The 17,471-nt window shown below is 72.2% G+C and carries 15 protein-coding genes and 1 pseudogene; 9 read left to right on the top strand and 7 right to left on the bottom strand.

The window, feature by feature from the left end; all coding sequences use genetic code 11:
* The first annotated feature begins 271 nt into the window (after positions 1 to 271).
* Positions 272 to 1,783: a sensor histidine kinase gene (locus U874_RS0111985; protein ID WP_025134778.1), complete on the top strand. Its 1,512-nt coding sequence runs from the start codon at positions 272 to 274 to the stop codon at positions 1,781 to 1,783.
* A gap of 133 nt (positions 1,784 to 1,916) precedes the next feature.
* On the opposite strand, the gene U874_RS15695 is transcribed toward U874_RS0111985, so the two are convergent.
* A complete protein-coding gene (locus U874_RS15695; RefSeq protein WP_025134777.1) occupies positions 1,917 to 2,381 on the bottom strand; it encodes a hypothetical protein in 465 nt (154 codons plus the stop codon).
* Here U874_RS15695 and U874_RS15940 point away from each other — a divergent pair.
* Positions 2,265 to 2,717, top strand: coding sequence for a hypothetical protein (locus tag U874_RS15940; RefSeq protein WP_369802355.1), 453 nt, complete (start codon positions 2,265 to 2,267; stop codon positions 2,715 to 2,717). The genes U874_RS15695 and U874_RS15940 overlap by 117 nt on opposite strands.
* Before the next feature lie 1,217 nt (positions 2,718 to 3,934).
* Here the strand turns inward: U874_RS15940 and U874_RS15935 are convergent.
* Positions 3,935 to 4,201: pseudogene (locus U874_RS15935) on the bottom strand (PspC domain-containing protein); the annotation flags it as partial.
* Between the two features lie 114 nt (positions 4,202 to 4,315).
* Here U874_RS15935 and U874_RS14875 point away from each other — a divergent pair.
* Both U874_RS14875 and U874_RS0111965 read left to right on the top strand, forming a co-directional pair.
* Positions 4,316 to 5,824: an ATP-binding protein gene (locus tag U874_RS14875; protein WP_025134775.1), complete on the top strand. Its 1,509-nt coding sequence runs from the start codon at positions 4,316 to 4,318 to the stop codon at positions 5,822 to 5,824.
* The gene (locus U874_RS0111965) at positions 5,821 to 6,495 is read left to right on the top strand and encodes a response regulator transcription factor (RefSeq protein ID WP_025134774.1); all 675 of its coding nucleotides are present in this window, start codon (positions 5,821 to 5,823) and stop codon (positions 6,493 to 6,495) included. Before U874_RS14875 ends, U874_RS0111965 begins: the two co-directional genes overlap by 4 nt.
* Before the next feature lie 19 nt (positions 6,496 to 6,514).
* Here U874_RS0111965 and U874_RS14455 read toward each other — a convergent pair whose 3' ends face one another.
* Complete coding sequence (locus tag U874_RS14455) at positions 6,515 to 8,134, bottom strand: phospholipid carrier-dependent glycosyltransferase (protein ID WP_025134773.1); 1,620 nt, start codon at positions 8,132 to 8,134, stop codon at positions 6,515 to 6,517.
* Positions 8,135 to 8,183: 49 nt separating this feature from the next.
* On the opposite strand from U874_RS14455, the gene U874_RS0111955 reads away from it, so the two are divergent.
* The 4 genes from U874_RS0111955 (at position 8,184) to infB (ending at position 14,334) form a co-directional block, all read left to right on the top strand.
* The gene (locus tag U874_RS0111955) at positions 8,184 to 9,950 is read left to right on the top strand and encodes a proline--tRNA ligase (protein WP_025134772.1); all 1,767 of its coding nucleotides are present in this window, start codon (positions 8,184 to 8,186) and stop codon (positions 9,948 to 9,950) included.
* Between the two features lie 190 nt (positions 9,951 to 10,140).
* Positions 10,141 to 11,136 carry a transcription termination factor NusA gene (gene nusA / locus U874_RS0111950; protein ID WP_025134771.1) on the top strand — a complete coding sequence of 332 codons (996 nt, stop codon included), beginning with the start codon at positions 10,141 to 10,143 and terminating at the stop codon, positions 11,134 to 11,136.
* 121 nt (positions 11,137 to 11,257) lie between these two features.
* The gene (locus tag U874_RS15205) at positions 11,258 to 11,515 is read left to right on the top strand and encodes a YlxR family protein (protein ID WP_081810011.1); all 258 of its coding nucleotides are present in this window, start codon (positions 11,258 to 11,260) and stop codon (positions 11,513 to 11,515) included.
* Between the two features lie 74 nt (positions 11,516 to 11,589).
* A complete protein-coding gene (gene infB / locus U874_RS0111945) occupies positions 11,590 to 14,334 on the top strand; it encodes a translation initiation factor IF-2 (RefSeq protein WP_025134770.1) in 2,745 nt (914 codons plus the stop codon).
* 117 nt (positions 14,335 to 14,451) lie between these two features.
* Here the strand turns inward: infB and U874_RS0111940 are convergent, their stop codons facing one another.
* Genes U874_RS0111940 through U874_RS14870 form a run of 3 tightly spaced genes read right to left on the bottom strand, consistent with a single transcriptional unit; the run spans position 14,452 to position 15,999 of the window.
* Positions 14,452 to 14,859, bottom strand: a complete 408-nt coding sequence (locus tag U874_RS0111940) for a VOC family protein (RefSeq protein ID WP_025134769.1) — start codon at positions 14,857 to 14,859, stop codon at positions 14,452 to 14,454.
* Between the two features lie 10 nt (positions 14,860 to 14,869).
* Positions 14,870 to 15,313, bottom strand: a complete 444-nt coding sequence (locus tag U874_RS0111935) for a helix-turn-helix transcriptional regulator (RefSeq protein WP_025134768.1) — start codon at positions 15,311 to 15,313, stop codon at positions 14,870 to 14,872.
* A gap of 11 nt (positions 15,314 to 15,324) precedes the next feature.
* The gene (locus U874_RS14870) at positions 15,325 to 15,999 is read right to left on the bottom strand and encodes a DUF805 domain-containing protein (protein WP_025134766.1); all 675 of its coding nucleotides are present in this window, start codon (positions 15,997 to 15,999) and stop codon (positions 15,325 to 15,327) included.
* A 96-nt stretch (positions 16,000 to 16,095) separates the two neighbouring features.
* On the opposite strand from U874_RS14870, the gene rbfA reads away from it, so the two are divergent.
* Positions 16,096 to 16,533, top strand: coding sequence for a 30S ribosome-binding factor RbfA (rbfA, locus tag U874_RS0111920; RefSeq protein ID WP_025134765.1), 438 nt, complete (start codon positions 16,096 to 16,098; stop codon positions 16,531 to 16,533).
* Positions 16,534 to 16,549: 16 nt separating this feature from the next.
* Here the strand turns inward: rbfA and U874_RS0111915 are convergent, their stop codons facing one another.
* Positions 16,550 to 17,428, bottom strand: a complete 879-nt coding sequence (locus U874_RS0111915; RefSeq protein WP_025134764.1) for an A/G-specific adenine glycosylase — start codon at positions 17,426 to 17,428, stop codon at positions 16,550 to 16,552.
* Between the last annotated feature and the right edge of the window lie 43 nt (positions 17,429 to 17,471).

Below are 17,471 nucleotides of genomic sequence, written 5' to 3'. Positions count from 1 at the left end.
CCAGCCGGAGGCGGGGCGGGAGCGGTGCGCGGGCAGCACCGAGGGATGGCGTCATGCGGGGTCCTTTCGAGGGTCCCGGATCTGCTGCGCTGCGCGATTTCCCCCGGTGTCGCCCGTGCGGCCGGGAGAGCGGTGCGCGGGCCTCGATGCCCGCGCAGCCCACCTTAGGAAGCGGGTCCTACCGGGCGTCAACGGCGTTTGCGCACTGTGCGTTCGGGGCGCCCATCCGCGTCGTCGCCTCCCCGCGGTGCCCGTGCTCTACGCTGGTGACGTGGCCACTCTCCGGAACCTTGCAACGAAGTACTCCTCCATCAGCGAAGAGGAGATCGAGTGGCTTGAGCTGCTCACCCTCGACCTGCAACTGCTCGCCGATCTCGCGCTGAGCGACGTGGTGCTCTGGGTGCCGACGGAGAACGGCGACTACCTCGCGGCGGCGCACAGCCGCCCAGCCGGCTCGGTGACGCTGTTCTACCGCGACGTGATCGGCGACTTCCTCCGCCCCGACTGGCGCGGGATCGTCGACCAGGCGATCGAGACGGGGGAGCGCGCGGCCTCGACCTCGCCGGCCTGGTACGAGGAGAACCCGATGCGCCTCACGGCGTACTCGGTGAGCCGCCGCGACGCCCAGGGCGCCGTGCACGGGCCCTTCGCCGTGATCACGGTGCACACGAGCGTCGCGGATACGCAGCCCGCCTCCCGCATCGGCGCAGCGTTCCGCGAGGTCGCGGGCGACCTGCTCGACATGATCCAGGAGGGGCTCTTCCCGGCGCCAGGCAACACCCGCGGCGGGGAGCAGGGATCCCCCCGCGCCTCCGACGGCCTCGTGCGGATCAACCTCGACGGCGAGGCCACGTTCGCGAGCCCGAACACGCAGACCACCTTCACCACGCTCGGCTACCGCGATGAGATCGAGGGCGAGAACTTCGCCGAGGTGATCGCCGAGGTCGTGAAGGGGCAGTTCGACACGAACGAGTCCCTGCCGCTCATCGCGCAGGGAAAGATCGCGAAGCGCGTCGAGATCGATGCGCGCGGCCGCACGGTGACGCTCCGCTCGATCCCCGTGATCCGCGACGGGAAGCGCGTCGGCGGTGTCGTGCTCACGCGCGACGTCACGGAGCTCCGCCAGCAGGCGCAGGAGCTCATCACGAAGGACGCGACGATCCGCGAGATCCACCACCGCGTGAAGAACAACTTGCAGACCGTGGCCTCGCTGCTGCGCGTGCAGGCCCGCCGCGCGCGCAGCGAGGAGGCGAAGCAGGTGCTCGGCCAGGCCATGCGCCGCGTCGCGGCGATCGCGGTCGTGCACGACACGCTCTCGACGGGGCTCTCGCAGATCGTCGACTTCGACGAGGTGTTCGATCGGGTCGTGGGGCTCGCCGCCGAGGTGGCAAGCCTGCACGGCACGACGGTGCACCCGCACAAGGAGGGCGCCTTCGGCGAGCTCCCCTCGGAGTACGCGACGCCGCTCGCGCTCGCGCTCACGGAGATCGTCACGAACGCGGTGGAGCACGGGCTCGCGGGCCGCGAGGGATCGGTGTTCGTGCGCGCCGACCGCACGGAGGAGCGCCTCGCCGTCGAGGTCGTCGACACGGGCACGGGGCTTCCCGGCGGCACCGTCGGCGACGGGCTCGGCACGCAGATCGTGCGCACCCTCGTCGAGGGCGAGCTCGGCGGCAGCATCGTCTGGGCACCCGATGAGGGGGGCGGCACGAAGGTCTCGATCGAGGTTCCGCTCCACTGGATCTCGACGCAGACCCGCGAGATCCCGCGCATCCGGTCCTAGCTGGCCCGCCCCGCGCTGCGCCCCGCGCCGCAGCAAATCGCTTCGACTTTGCTCCGGTATCGGGGGCGAATACCGGAGCAAAGTCGAAGCGATTTGGGTGGGCTGTCGGGTGCCCGTGCGGGGGCGGGTGCCGCTAGCGGCGCCGGTTCCTGATCAGCACGGCCGCGCCGACACCGAGCAGTAGCACGCCGAGCCCGATCGTGGTCGCTGCGATCCAGGTCGCCGCATCGAAGCCGTCCGTGCCGAGCATGCGCTGCGCGATGTAGCCGCAGAAGGCGAGCACGAGCGCGCCCCACACGATCGGGCCGGTGCGCGGCGCCGGCTTGCGGCGCGGTGCGGGAGCTGGTGCCGGAGCTGCCGCGGCAGGGTGGGCCTGCTGGGCCTGCTGGGCCTGCTGGGCCTGCTGGGCCGGCTGCTCCGGCTGCTCCGGCTGCTCCGGCTGCGGGAACTCCGGCGCGGGATCCTGCTGCGCGGGATCCGGCTGCGCGGCGCCCGGCTGCGCGGCGCCCGGCTGCGTGGCGCCCGGCTGCGCGGGATCCTGCGCCGCGCCCTCGCCCGGCAGGGGAGCCGCTCCGGCGGCGTTCTCGTGGGCGTTCATCGTGCCACCTCCGTGGTCAGACCGTCCAGCGCGTCGATCAGCGCCTCGCGGGAGGATTCCAGTTCACGTGCCGCGCGATCGCTCAGACCCGGCTCGCTCAGCTTCCAATCGATGCGATCGATCTCCGATTCGATGCGGGTGCGCTCCCGGTCCTCGGCCTCCAGTCGCGACCGCTCATCGGCGTTCGCCTGGTCGCGCTCCGACCCGGCCGAACCCGACTGCTCGTTCGCACGGGGCGCGCGCTCGGCGCTGGCCTCCCGGACGCCGTCGACCTCGACCCGGCCCGCAAGCATTGTGACCGTGACGACCGTGGCTTCGGCGGCCGCCGCGTCGTAGGCGTCGCTCCCGCGCGGCGGGAGGTTGGCCGAGATGTTCCGGAGCAGGAACGGTCCGCCCGAGCTGCGGGGCTCGTCGCCGAGCTCGGTGACCGCGCCCGCGAGCAGGCGCACCTGCACGACGACGGGAGCGTGATCGGGGAGCTCGATCTCGGCGTTGCCCGCGAGCTGCCACACCTCGAGCGTCTCCGCGCGGGGCTCGCGGTCGTCGAGCGACGTGAGATCGATCTGGCTCGTGCCCGCGATGAGCACGGTGCCCGGCGCCTCGGTTCCGGCCACGTGCATCGTGCCGAACGGCTGGAAGCGCGTGCCCCACGGAAGCACGACCGTGATGAGGAGGGCGGCGACGCCGCACGTCGCGAGGAAACCGATCCAGCCCGTGTGCCGTCCGCGGATCCCGGCGATGATGATCGACACCGCGAGCACGGCGACCGCGACCGTGAGCCCGCCGATCATGGCTGTGGTGGGCGACACCGACAGCACGGTGAGGGCCCAGGCGGCGCTCACGCCGCCGGCGAGGAGCGCGAGCGCGAGCGTGATCACCGACTGCGCGACGCCCATGCGGTGCGCGTCGTGGTGCTCGGCGTACCGTGCGCTCCACTCGTCGGCCTGGCGGCCCACCTCTTCGCTCCAGCGGGTGGCCTGCGCGGATGCGCGCTGGCCCCACTCGGACGCGCTCTCGGAGGCGCGCTGCGCGGCCTGCTCGGTGCGATCGGCGAAGGCTCGTGCCTGCGCCGTGAAGTCGGCGGCCGCCGCACTGCCTGCGGCACCCGCGGAGTTCGCCGCCCCGCGCGCCGCATCGCCAGCAGCGGAGGCTGCCCCCGCCGCGGCATCCGCCGCAGCCTGCGCGGCTCCGGCTGCCTCGGCGGCCGCCGCACCCGCTGCGGAACCTGCCGCGGCACCCGCAGCGGCCTCGCGCTCAGCGGCGGATCGCCCGCGCCGAAGCAGCACGGCGCGCAGCCAGAAGGCGCCACCGACAATGATCGCGATCCAGCACAGCCACGCGAGGGTGCCGCGCAGCCACTCGGGAATGCCGATCGCGCCCCACACGCCCCAGCCCCACACGCTGAAGGGCGACGCCCCGGGGGAGAAGATCGAGAAGAACGCCGGGATCAGGACGAGCGTGGCGAAGACGATCGCCGCCGTCACGACCCCGGCGTGCGCTCGCCCCCGGAAGATGTCTTCCACGTGGATGCGGCCGGTGAAGTCAGGGAGGAGGAGCCAGCCGAGCAGGTAGAGCAGGATCCCGGGCCCGCCGAGCACGGCGAGGACGATGAAGATGCCGCGCACGATGAGCGGGTCGATCCCGGCCCGCGCGGCGATGCCACCGGCGACGCCCGCGAACCAGCGGTCGTTGCCGCGGACGATGCCGAGGCCGCGGATCCAGGCGAAGAAGCCGCTCCCGAAGGGGGCGCCGCCGGGCGTCCCTGCGGGCTGGCCCGAGGGCTGGCCACCGGGCTGATCGGAGGAGGGGATATCATTCATGGCTCCAGTCTGGGCGACCGCGGGACCCCGGGGCTATGGGGGTTCCCCCTGACCCGACCCTGAAATGCGGGGCCGGAAGTCCCCGATCCCGGCTCGTGCTGCTTGGATGGGAGCATGACCAGGACCCCGCTCGTGCGCGCGACCGACGATCGCCTGCTCGCCGGCGTGTGCGGCGGACTCGCGGCGCACCTCGGCGTGCCCACGGCGGTGGTGCGCGCCGTGATGGTGGGCCTTGCGCTCATGGGCGGCGCGGGCGTGCTCTTCTACGGGTGGCTCTGGGCGACGGTGCCCCGCGCGGGCGAGACGACGGGGGTGCTGCCGCTGCGCAGCGCGCTCACGCGACCGGCCGGGGAAGCGGGAGCGGCTGACCCGGTGCGGACCGCGGTGGCGCCCGCAGCCCCGACCGCTGCTCCCGAGGCACGCGCCGCTCTCCCCGTGGTCCCCGCTCCCGCTGTGGCAGCCGTGGCGCCCGTGGCGCCCGTGGCCCCCGTGGCCCCTGTGACACCCGCGGTACCGACGGCACCCGCGGCGCCCGGAGCGTCTCCGCCCCGTTCGAAGTCCGCGGATTCGAAGTCCGCGGACTCGAGTTCGGCAATCGTGCATCCCGCGGCCCCGGGCCCGAGCGAGGGGACCGCGCGGGATCGGGGTGCGCGCTGGCCGATCGCCGAGCTGCTCCTCGGCGCCTGCCTCCTCGTGACCGGCATCGGCTTCGTACTCGTGCGGCTCGGCGTACGCATCAACCTCGAGTTGCTGCTCCCCGCCATGGCGGTCCTCGTCGGCGTCGGCCTCACCTGGTGGCAGATCGCCGACCGCAACCGACCGGACCGCAACCAGGTGCCCCGCGTGCTTGGCGCCCTCGCGCTCGTCGCGGCCGGCGTGCTCATGTTCTTCATCACCGCCCGCGAACCCAACGCGTGGACGGTCATCACGGCGGCGTTCGCGGTGCTCGCGGGGGTCGCGCTCGCCATCTCGCCCTGGCTGCTGCGCCTCAACCGCGAACTCATGGCCGAGCGCGCGGCGCGCGCCCGAGAGGCTGAGCGCTCCGATATCGCGGCGCACCTCCACGACTCCGTGCTCCAGACGCTCGCGCTGATCCAGCAGCGCTCGGCCCCCGGCAGCGAGGTGGCCCGGATCGCCCGCGGGCAGGAGCGCGAGCTGCGGGAATGGCTGTTCCGCACCGCCGACGGGGCTCCGCCGCGCGAGCGCGAGGCCGCGGCCGAGGAGCTGCGCACGCACGCGGCCGCACTGGAGGCGCACCACCCGGTCCGCTTCGAGGTGGTCGAGGTGGGCGCCGCCGGGATCGCCCCCGAAGCGATCGTCGCCGCCGCGCGCGAGGCGATGCTGAACGCCGCGCGGCACGCGGGCGGCGACGTGACCGTCTACCTCGAGTCGAACGGCGAGCGGGTCTCGATCGACGTCACCGATCGCGGCCCGGGCCTCGACCCGAGTGCGCTCCCCGCCGACCGCATGGGCGTGCGCGAGTCGATCCTCGGCCGGATGGAGCGCGCCGGCGGCACGGCGCGGATCGTGCCCGGCCCGGGCGGCGGGACCTCGGTGCGCTTGTCGATGCTCCGCGCCGCGCCGGAGGAGAATGGACCCGTGACCCAGGAGGACGAACGATGAGTGCTGCGACGCCCGAAGCGATCCGCGTCGTGATCGTCGACGACCACCAGATCTTCCGCACCGGTCTCCGCGCGGAGCTCGGGCCGGAGCTGCACGTGGTCGGAGAGGCGGCCACCGTCGACGAGGCGGTCGCCGTGATCGCCGAGACGTTGCCCGAGGTCGTGCTCCTCGACGTGCACCTCCCCGGCGGCGACGGAGGCGGCGGCGCTGAGGTGCTGCGCCGGATCGCGGAGCTCCCGGGGAGCGCGGAGACGCGCGTGCTCGCGCTCAGCGTGTCCGATGCGGCCGACGACGTGGTGAGCGTGATCCGTGCGGGCGCGCGGGGCTACCTCACGAAGACCGCCTCTGGCGCAGAGGTGACCTCGGCGGTCGCGCGGGTGAACGGCGGCGACGCGGTGTTCTCGCCGCGACTCGCGGGCTTCGTGCTCGACGCGTTCGGCGCGGGCGGGGGAGAGACCGCGGCGGCCGATGACGAGCTCGACCGGCTCACCGCCCGCGAGCAGGAGGTCATGCGGATGATCGCGCGCGGCTACGCCTACAAGGAGGTCGCCGCGGAGCTGTTCCTCTCGGTGAAGACGGTCGAGACGCACGTCTCGAAGGTGCTGCGGAAGCTCCAGCTCTCGAATCGGCACGAGCTCACCGCCTGGGCGCTCGCGCGCCGACTGCTCTGAGGCGGCCAGCTCCGGCCGCTCAGTCCCAGCCGGGGAGCCAGAGGTGCGCTCGCCAGAACCCCTCCGGCACGGGCATCCCGGACCACAGGGGGAAGAAGAACACCCCGAGCGCCACGGCAAGCGCGAGGAAGACCGCGGCGGCGCCGCGGCGGCCCAGGAGCTCGGCCGCATCGAGGGGCCGGAGACCGAGTCCCTGCGCGCCAGGGCCGCCCGGCAGCTCGGCCGCGCGCCCGAGCGCCCCGACGCGGCACAGCACCCCGAGCACGAGCGCGAGGGCGAGCGCGGAGAACGGCGTGAGGACGACGGCGTAGAACTGGAACACCGCGGAGCGGCTGACGGTGGCCACCCAGGGGAGCCAGCCCGAGAGATACCCCGTGACGACGAACGCGGCGGCCGTGGCGAACGGCAGGGGGAGCGCGGTAGCGATCCCGCCCCCGAAACCCGGGGCCGCGCCGGCTCCGGACCCGCCTCCCGGGACCGCGTGCCGCGCGGCCGGGCCGCTCGCGCCGCGCAGCGCGCGCACGATCAGCCAGACGAGCACGCCGAGAGCGATCACCCCGCCCCAGGTCACAAGCGGGTTCGGGAGCGGGGAGACGGCCGCGACGCAATCCGCGGCAGCGCACTCGATGCCCGAGCGCTGCTCGTACATCGCGGTGGGGCGCAGCGCGAGCGGCCAGCTGAGCGGGTGCGACTGGTACGGGTGCGGTGCGCTCAGTGTGCTGTGCCACCCGAGCATCTCGCGGTGGTAGGCGAGGAGCGAGACCGGCCACGGCACGCCGGCCTCCCGGGCCCACCCGCCCGGCGCGATGATCCAGCCCGCCCAGCTCGCCAGATAGACGAGCGCCGCCGTGGGGAGCGCGAGGGCCGCGCTCGCCGCAGCCTGCCCGACCGCGCGCAGCACGGCGCGGGGGTCCCGCCGCCGGAGCCGCGCGAGCAGATCCCGCACCGTGACGAGGATGAGGAAGCACGCGAGGGGGTAGAGCCCGGACCACTTGATGGCCGCGGCAGCGCCGAACGCCGCCGCGGCGGCAAGGAGCCAGGGGCGCCCCCACCACACGGGAAGCGGCCGATCCGGTGCGCAGCGCTCCGCGCGCGCGGCGAGCGCGAGCTGATCCCGCCAGACGAACAGGGCGCCGAGCGCGATCGCGGTGGCGAGGAACCCGTCGAGCAGGCCGACGCGACTGAGCACGACGTGCACCCCGTCGACCGCGAGGAGCAGCCCCGCGGTGCACGCCACGACCATGCTGCGCGACATGAGCCACCCGAGTCGCATGACGATCCCCACCGTCGCGACGCCCGAGAGCGCGGCGGCGCTGCGCCAGCCCCAGCCGCTCTCGGGGCCGAACACCAGGATCCCGAGACCGATGAGCCACTTCCCGAGCGGCGGGTGCACCGCGTTCGACGCCTCGGCGCCGAAGGCGGTCGCGCGTGCGCCCGCCATGGAGGGGTCGTCGTCCGGCCAGACCGTGGGGAAGCCGTGGGCGAGCTGGCTGATCGCGTCGCGCACGTAGTAGATCTCGTCGAAGACGAGCGTGCCCGGTCGGCCGAGCGCCCAGAAGCGCAGGAGCGCCGCGAGGGCGAGCACGGCGAGCACGGCGAGCACGGCGAGCGGAGCCGCCCACCTCGTCCACGCACGCATGGCCCCAGCCTAGGCGGTCATCACCGCGGGAGAGGGCTACGATGGTGGGGTGATCACACGGCTCAGCAACTACTTCCTGAAGACTCTCCGCGAGGACCCCGCGGACGCCGAGGTCGCCAGCCACAAGCTGCTGGTGCGGGCGGGCTACATCCGGCGCCAGTCGCCGGGCGTCTTCGGGTGGCTGCCACTCGGCCTCCGCGTGAAGGGCAAGCTCGAGCAGATCATCCGCGAGGAGATGGCCGCGGCTGGCGCGCACGAGGTGCACTTCCCCGCGCTGCTGCCCCGCGAACCCTACGAGGCCACGGGCCGCTGGGACGAGTACGGCGAGACGATGTTCCGCCTGCAGGATCGGCACGGCGCCGACCACCTGCTCGCTCCCACGCACGAGGAGGCCTTCACGCTCATGGTGAAGGACATCGTGTCGTCCTACAAGGACCTGCCCCTGCAGCTCTTCCAGATCCAGGACAAGTACCGCGACGAGGCGCGGCCCCGCGCCGGCCTGCTCCGCGGCCGCGAGTTCACGATGAAGGACGCGTACTCCTTCGACGTGACGGACGAGGGCCTCGCCGAGAGCTACCAGAAGCAGCGCGACGCCTACGAGCGCATCTTCTCGCGGCTCGGGCTCGAGTACGTCATCGTGTCGGCCGACGCGGGGGCCATGGGCGGCTCGCGCAGTGAGGAGTTCCTGCTCCCCACGCCGATCGGTGAGGACACCTTCGTGCGCTCGGCCGGCGGTTACGCGGCCAACGTCGAGGCGTACGAGACGCCGATCCCCGAGGCGATCGACTTCACGGACGCGCCCGCGGCCGCCGTGTTTGACTCCCCGGACACCCCCACGATCGAGACGCTCGTGGCGCACGCGAACGCGGTGATCCCGCGCGCGGACGGCCGACCCTGGACGGCCGCGGACACGCTCAAGAACGTCGTCCTGGCCATCACCCCCGTCGGGGGCGAGCGCGAGCTCGTGGTGGTCGGCATGCCCGGCGATCGCGACGCCGACATGAAGCGCGCCGAGGTCGTCTTCGGTGGCGCCGACGTCGAGCCCGCGACGGCGGCCGACTTCGAGAAGCACCCGGGCCTCGTGCGCGGCTACATCGGACCCGTGCTCGACGGCCAGGCCGTGCTCGGCACCGAGGGCACGACCGGCGTGCGCTACCTCCTCGACCCCCGCGTCGTCTCCGGCACGGAGTGGATCACGGGGGCGAACGTCGCCGAGCAGCACGTCGCCCACCTCGTCATGGGGCGCGACTTCGGCGCCGACGGCGTCGCGGACATCGCTTCCGTGCGCGACGGGGATCCCGCACCCGACGGCTCCGGGCCGATCGAGACGGCGCGCGGCATGGAGATCGGCCACGTGTTCCAGCTCGGCCGCAAGTACGCCGAGGCACTCGGGCTGAAGGTGCTCGACGAGAACGGCAAGCTCGTCACCGTGACCATGGGCTCCTACGGCATCGGAGTGACCCGCATCATGGCGATCCTCGCCGAGCTGCACCACGACGATCGCGGCCTCATCTGGCCCGAGGCGATCGCGCCGTTCGACGTGCACCTCGTGGCCACCGGGCGCGACGCCGCGGTCTTCGAGATCGCGGAGACGCTCGCCGCCTCGCTCGAGACCGCCGGCGCCGACGTGCTCTTCGACGACCGCCCCAAGGTCTCGCCCGGAGTGAAGTTCGGCGACGCCGAGCTGCTCGGCGTGCCCCGCGTCGTCGTGGTGGGCCGCGACGCCGCCGAGGGCTTCGCCGAGGTGTGGAACCGCGCCGACGGCACGAAGGAGAAGGTCGCGATCGTCGACATCCCCGCCCTCTTCGCCGCCTAGACCCGCGAGCGCGGCTCCTGCCGGGGCCCCGCGAGCCGTTGCGGCCGCAGTCACGTGCCACCTGTTCCCGACGCTCCCGCGCCGGGAACAGGTGGCACTTGTCATGCCGCTGGAGTAATCTAGTCTCTTCCGCCTCCGGGTTCGCCCGGCGGCGACAGCTGAATAGACAGTTCAATACAAGGAGGCCACAGTGAAGATCGAGCTGGTAACGCTGCGACAGATCGAACGTGAGAAGGAGATTCCGTTCGACGAGCTCGTCGAGATCATCGAGCAGGCCATCCAGTCCGCGTACCTGCGTCACGCGGAGAACCAGAACATCCCGGTGCCGCGCGAGTCCGATGTGCGCGTGACGCTGGATCGCAAGACCGGCCAGATCTCGGTGCTCGTCCCCGAGCTCGACGACGCCGGCGAGAAGATCGGCGAGGCCTACATCACGACCGACGAGTTCGGTCGGGTCGCATCGAGTGCCGCCAAGCAGGTCATCAACCAGCGGCTGCGTGACCTGAGCGATGATGCCGTGCTCGGCACGTTCAAGGACCGCGAAGGCCAGGTCGTCTCGGGCGTCGTGCAGCAGGGGCCCAATCCGCGCATGGTCCACGTCGACCTCGGCGAGCTCGAGGCGATCCTGCCTCCCGAGGAGCAGGTGCCGGGTGAGAAGTACCCGCACGGTATGCGCATCCGCGTATACGTCACGAGCGTCTCCAAGGGCACGAAGGGCCCTCAGGTCGTCGTGTCGCGTACCCACCCCGGTCTCGTGCGCAAGCTCTTCGAGCGGGAGGTGCCTGAGCTCGCCGAGGGGCTCGTCGAGATCGTCTCGCTCGCCCGCGAGGCCGGCCACCGCTCGAAGGTCGCCGTGCGCGCCAAGCAGGCGGGCATCAACGCCAAGGGCACGTGCATCGGCGAGATGGGCGGCCGTGTGCGCGCCGTCATGAGCGAGCTCGGCGAGGAGAAGATCGACATCGTCGACTACTCGCCCGAGCTCCCGAAGTTCGTGGCCAACGCGCTCTCGCCGGCAAAGGTGACCGATGTGTTCATGCTGAACGAGTCGCTCAAGCAGGTGCGCGCCCTGGTGCCCGATTTCCAGCTCTCGCTCGCGATCGGCAAGGAGGGCCAGAACGCCCGCCTCGCCGCGAAGCTGACGGGCGCGAAGATCGACATCCAGCCCGACTCGATCATGAACGACTAGCTCGGTCGGTCCGGCCGGCCCGGTGCTCCGTGGCCGGCCGCTCCGGCGCCGTCGGCCTGCCGGCTCCGCCCACGGCGGACGGCACGCCGTCGGCGAGAGGAACAGACAGGAAGCTGGTAAGATGGATGCGGTTCGGACCTGTGTGGCGTGTCGGAAACGCGCTCCACGCGAGGAACTGCTGCGGGTCGTAGTGCGCGACGGTCGACTGTGTGTCGATGATCGTGCGGTGCTCCCGGGGCGAGGAGCGTGGGTGCATCCCACGGTCCAGTGTCTGGATCAAGCTGTGAAGCGCGGGGCCTTTCCCCGCGCGCTGCGAGTATCGGGCAAGCCCGATACCGGCCCCTTAGAGAACAGGCTGAAAACACTCATGGACATCTAATGAGCGGCTCACGATGAGACCCGTCCAGTAATTTTGGTTCTCGCCTGTCTGGCGTGAACCCAGACAGGAGAAAAGTGGCAAACCCACGCGTACACGAGATCGCTGCGGAGATCGGTGTCGATAGCAAGGTCGTTCTGGCCAAGCTGAAGGAGATGGGCGAGTTCGTCAAGGCGTCCTCGTCCAGCGTCGCGCCCCCCGTGGCGCGCAAGGTCAAGGCAGCGCTCGCGGCCGACGGTGTCGGCGGCACGCCCGCCGAGGCGCCCGCGACCCCTGCGGCCCCCAAGCGTCCGGCCGCGCAGAAGCCCGGCCCGAGGCCCGGCCCGAAGCCGGCTGCACCCCAGGCTGCCGAGCCCGAGCCCGCTCCGGCGGCGCCCGCGGCTCCCGCAGCTCCGGCCGCCGAGAAGCCCGCGACCGCTGAGAAGCCCGGCGCACCGAAGCCCGCTGCGGCGAAGCCCGGCGCGGCCAAGCCCGGCGCTGCGAAGCCCGGTGCCCCCGCCGCGAAGCCCGGCAGCAAGCCCGGCGCTCCGAAGCCCGGTGGCCCGCGTCCCGGCAACAACCCCTTCGCGTCGAGCCAGGGCATGGGCATTCCGCGCCCGCCGCGCCCCGGCAACAACCCCTTCGCGCCGAACCAGGGCATGAGCCGTCCCGGCGGCGGCGCCGGTCGGCCGAACCCCGGCAACATCCCCCGGCCCGCTCCGCGCCCCCAGGGCGCGGGTGCCGGCGCCGGTCGTCCCGGCGGCGCCGGCCGTCCGGGCGGCGGCGGTCGTCCCGGCGGCTTCACCCGCCCCGGTGGCGGCGGCGGCGCGGGTGCTCCCGGCACCGGCTTCGGCGGCCCCCGTCCCGGCGGCGGCTTCGCCGGCCGCGGTCGTGGCGGTCGTGGTGCCGGCACCGCTGGCGCGTTCGGTCGTGGCGGCTCCAAGAGCAAGGCACGCAAGTCGAAGCGGGCGAAGCGGGCAGAATTCGAGATGCGCGAGGCGCCGTCGCTCGGCGGCGTGAGCGTTCCTCGGGGCGACGGGTCGACTCCGATCCGTCTGCGCCGCGGCGCGTCGCTCTCGGACTTCGCTGACAAGATCAACACGAGCGCGTCGAACCTCGTGACCGTGCTGTTCCACCTCGGTGAGATGGCGACGGCGACGGAGTCGCTCGACGAGGCGACGTTCCAGATCCTCGGCGAGGAGCTGGGCTACAAGATCCAGGTCGTCTCGCCCGAGGACGAGGACCGCGAGCTCCTCGAGGGCTTCGACATCGACATCGAGTCGGAGCTCGAGGAAGAGGGCGACGACGTCCTGCAGCCGCGTCCCCCGGTGGTCACGGTCATGGGTCACGTCGACCACGGCAAGACCCGACTGCTCGACGCGATCCGCAAGGCGAACGTCGGTGGCGGCGAGGCCGGTGGCATCACGCAGCACATTGGTGCGTACCAGGTGCACACCGAGCACGACGGCATCGAGCGCGCGCTCACCTTCATCGATACCCCGGGTCACGAGGCGTTCACCGCCATGCGTGCCCGTGGTGCGCAGGTCACCGACATCGCGATCCTCGTGGTCGCGGCGGACGACGGCATCATGCCCCAGACGATCGAGGCGCTCAACCACGCCCAGTCGGCGAACGTGCCGATCGTGGTCGCGGTGAACAAGATCGATAAGGAAGACGCGAACCCGGAGAAGGTGCGCCAGCAGCTCACCGAGTTCGGCCTCGTCTCCGAGGAGTGGGGCGGCGACGTCATGTTCGTCGACGTCTCCGCGAAGAACAACATCGGTATCACCGAGCTGCTCGACGCGGTGCTCCTCACCGCCGACGCCGGTCTCGACCTGCGCGCGAACCCGGACAAGGACGCGCGCGGTGTGGCCATCGAGGCGAAGCTCGACAAGGGTCGCGGCTCGGTTGCCACCGTGCTCATCCAGTCGGGTACGCTCCGCGTCGGCGATGCGATCGTCGCGGGCACGGCCTATGGCCGCGTGCGCGCCATGAGCGACGAGAACGGCGAACCGGTCGCCGAGGCACTGCCCTCGCGTCCCGTGCAGGTGCAGGGTCTCTCGAGCGTCCCGCGCGCCGGTGACAACTTCATCGTCACGCCCGAGGACCGCACGGCCCGCCAGATCGCTGAGAAGCGTGAGGCCGCCGAGCGCAACGCGCAGCTGGCCAAGGCCCGCAAGCGCATCAGCCTCGAGGAGTTCACGAAGGCGCTGGAGGATGGCAAGGTCGAGTCGCTCAACCTCATCATCAAGGGCGACGTGTCGGGTGCCGTTGAGGCGCTCGAGGAATCGCTCATGAAGATCGAGGTGGACGATTCGGTCCAGCTCCGGATCCTGCACCGCGGCGTCGGCGCGATCACCGAGTCGGACGTGGATCTCGCCACGATCGACAACGCGATCGTCATCGGCTTCAACGTGCGCCCCGATGTCAAGGCTCGCGAGCGCGCTGCGCGCGAGGGCATCGACATCCGCTTCTACAACGTCATCTACAACGCACTCGACGACATTGAGGCATCGCTCAAGGGCATGCTCAAGCCCGAGTACGAGGAGAAGCAGTCGGGTGTCGCGGAGATCCGCGAGGTGTTCCGTTCCTCCAAGTTCGGCAACATCGCCGGTGTCATCGTGCGCTCCGGCACGATCACGCGAAACGCGAAGGCTCGTGTCATCCGCGAGGGCGTCGTCATCGCCGATGGCCTGGCCATCGAATCGCTGCGCCGCTTCAAGGACGACGTCACCGAGGTGAAGGTGGACTTCGAGGCCGGTATCGGCCTCGGCAAGTACAACGACATCCAGATCGGCGACGAGATCGAGACCACCGAGATGGTCGAGAAGCCCCGCGACTAGTCGCAGGACCTCACCGGGAAGGGCCCGGGCAGCGCACGCTGCCCGGGCCCTTCCCCGTTTCGCCGCCGCGGGGACGCGCGGCGAACCGCCCGACTGCGGCTGGTGCGACGGAGCGGCTCAGCGCTGCTGCACGCGGACGGTGTTGCCCGCGGGATCGCGGAACGCGAAGTCGCGGGTGCCCCAGTCCTGGTCCATGGGCTCCTGGAGGATCTCGGTGCCCGCGGCCTCCACCCGGGCGAAGAGTGCCTCCAACTCGTCCGTTGCGAAGACGATCGAGGCGTACGAGCCCTTCGCGATCAGCTCGGCGATGACCCGGCGCTCCTCGTCGGTGAGGCCCGGATCGACGGCGGGCGGGCCGAGCACGATCGAGGTGTCGGGCTGGCCGGCCGGCCCGACCGTGAGCCAGCGCATGTCGCCGTAGCCGACATCGTTGCGCAGCTCGAAGCCGAGCACATCCCGGTAGAAGGTGAGCGACGCCTCGGCGTCGGTGTGGGGCAGGAACGTGACGTGAATGGTGATGTTCATGCCGGTCACGTTACTCCGCGGTGGCGCCGGGGACTTCTCGATTCCTGACCGGTTTCGTGGCGCGCAGCGTGACGATTCCGGGCAGACCCGTGAGCGGGCCGCCCTCGCGCCGATACCGCCCTGGGGAGACCCCGACGAGCTCCGTGAAGCGGGTGGTGAAGGTGCCGAGCGAGCCGTAGCCGACGGCGAAGCACACCTCGGTGGCGCTGAGGTCCCCGCGCCGCAGCAGCGTCATCGCCCGCTCGATCCGGCGCGTCATGAGATAGCTGTACGGCGACTCGCCGTACGCCGCCGTGAACTCGCGGCTGAGGTGGCCCGCCGACATCCCCACTCCGCGGCCCAGCTCAGCGACGTTGAGGGGCTCCGCGTAGTCGCGATCGATGCGATCGCGCACCTGCCTCAGGAGGCGCAGCGCCCGCAGGTGCCGCTCGTCCGCCGCAGAGTGGGTGGGCATGCGCGCGTTGGTCAGCGGCCCGAGGCGGGGCCGGTCGGGCTGGCGAAGGATCCCTGCGAAGCCGCGTCAAAGCGCCGCCCCTCGGGGCGCGAGCGCATGAGCATCAGGACGAGCAGCACCAGGTCACCCGCGGGGGCGAACGTCAGGAACCAGAGCGGACCCGGGAAGTTCGCGTCGTGGAGGCGCCGCCACATGCTCGCAATGGAGGGGAGGGCGAGGCCCAGCGTCGCGAGGATCCCGAGCGCGATCCATGCGCCGGCAGCCGGCCGCCCCGCGGATTCGGGGAGACTCAGCACGATCGCGGTGCCGAGTACCCACCCGAGCATCAGCATCGCGAGGAAGAGCCGAGCGAACCAGTACTCGCTGAGCGACGCGCGCCCGTCGAAACGGACGTAGCCGCGGAAGAACCGGGCGATCGCCTGCCCGAGCGTCGCGCCGTAGAGCGGGCGGCTCAGGTCGTGCGGATCAGTTGCGCCGTCGAAGGGCTCGCCGGGGCCCGGCGCGGGCGCCCAGTTCGCTGCGACCTGGGGTGCTGCGTACTGGGGTGCTGCGACCTGCGGTGCTGCGTACTGCGGTGCTGCGACCTGCGGTGCCGCGTACTGGGGTGCCGCGTACTGGGGTGCCGCGACCTGCGGTGCCGCTGGCTGCTCCTCAGCCGGGTGGGGGTCTGGGGCGGTGTCGTTCACAGTGCAACTTCCGTTGGGGAGGGGCGGTGGCCTCCACGCTACCGCGCGGGCGCGAGCCTCAGGGCCTCCCGCGGCACCCACAGCTAGTATTGGGGTATGAGTAATCCACGTGCGGGGAAGGTAGCGGAGCGGATCCAGCAGATCATCGCTCGTCGCCTGGAGAAGGGGCTGCGCGATCCGCGGCTCGGTTTTGTGACCATCACGGACGTCCGCGTGACGGGCGATCTGCAGCAGGCGAGCGTGTTCTACACGGTCTACGGCGACGAGCAGGAGCAGGCCGACACGGCCGCCGCGCTGAAGGCGGCCACGGGCATGCTGCGCAGCGAGGTGGGCAAGCAGCTCGGCACGCGCCTCACGCCGACGCTCGAGTTCATCCACGACGAGCTGCCCGAGAGCGCGCAGCACCTGAGCGATCTGCTCGCCGAGGCGAAGCGCCGCGACGACGAGTCCGCCGCACTCGCGGCGAACGCGAGCTTCGCCGGCGAGGCCGATCCCTACTCGAAGCCCCGCGACGCCGAGGACGACGAGCAGTAGTCGAGCCCGCAGCGCGCTAGGGGAGCCGCAGCTCGCCGCCCGGCGCGTGCTCCTGCACGAGGCCATCGGCGAGGAGCGTGCGCACGGCCCGCTCGGCCTGCTCGGGGTCGGCGCTCGCGGTGTCCAACGCATCCGCGCGCGGAACCGGGGCGCTCGTCGCGCGCAGCAGCGCGAGCACCCGGCCGCGCGCCTGGCGGTCGCTGCCCTCGAAGCGCGCCTGCTTGGGCCGCTTCTCCGGGGCGTTGTCGGGGTAGCCGGCGCCGCGCCACTCGCACAGCGCGGCGATGGGGCAGGCGTCGCAGCGGGGAGCGCGGGCGGTGCAGACGATGGCGCCGAGCTCCATGGCGGCGGCGTTGAACGTCGCGGCAGCGGCCTGATCCTCGGGGAGGAGAGCGGCCATGTCGTCGAGGTCGCGCGCGGCCGGCATCCCTGCAGCGGCCCGTCCGTGCACCGCGCGGGCGATCACCCGCCGCGTGTTCGTATCGACGACGGGGTGGCGCTCGCCGAACGCGAAGACCGACACCGCGCGCGCCGTGTACGGGCCGATCCCGGTCAGCGCGAGGAGGGCATCGACGTCGGCGGGGACCGCGTCCCCGTGCAGTTCGGCGATCTCGACGGCGGCGCGGTGCAGCCACAGGGCGCGCCGCGGGTAGCCCAGCCGATCCCACGCGCGCACCGCCTCGCCCGGCTCCGCGGCCGCGAGCGCGGATGGCGTGGGCCAGCGTTCGAGCCAAGCGGTCCAGCGCGGCAGCACCCGATCCACCTGGGTCTGCTGCAGCATGAACTCGGAGACGAGGATCGCCCAGGGCGAGACGCCGGGCTCGCGCCACGGCAGCTCCCGCGCGGCCTGCGCGTACCAGGCGTTCACGGCCTGCGCGATCTCCCCGGTGCTCATCCGGACCAGTCTACGGTCGGATGCGCACCGGGGAGACCGTGCG

Origin of the sequence: Leucobacter sp. PH1c (assembly GCF_000633415.1) — a bacterium.
GTDB lineage: Bacteria > Actinomycetota > Actinomycetes > Actinomycetales > Microbacteriaceae > Leucobacter.
This window is presented reverse-complemented; position numbering and strand designations above follow the sequence as displayed.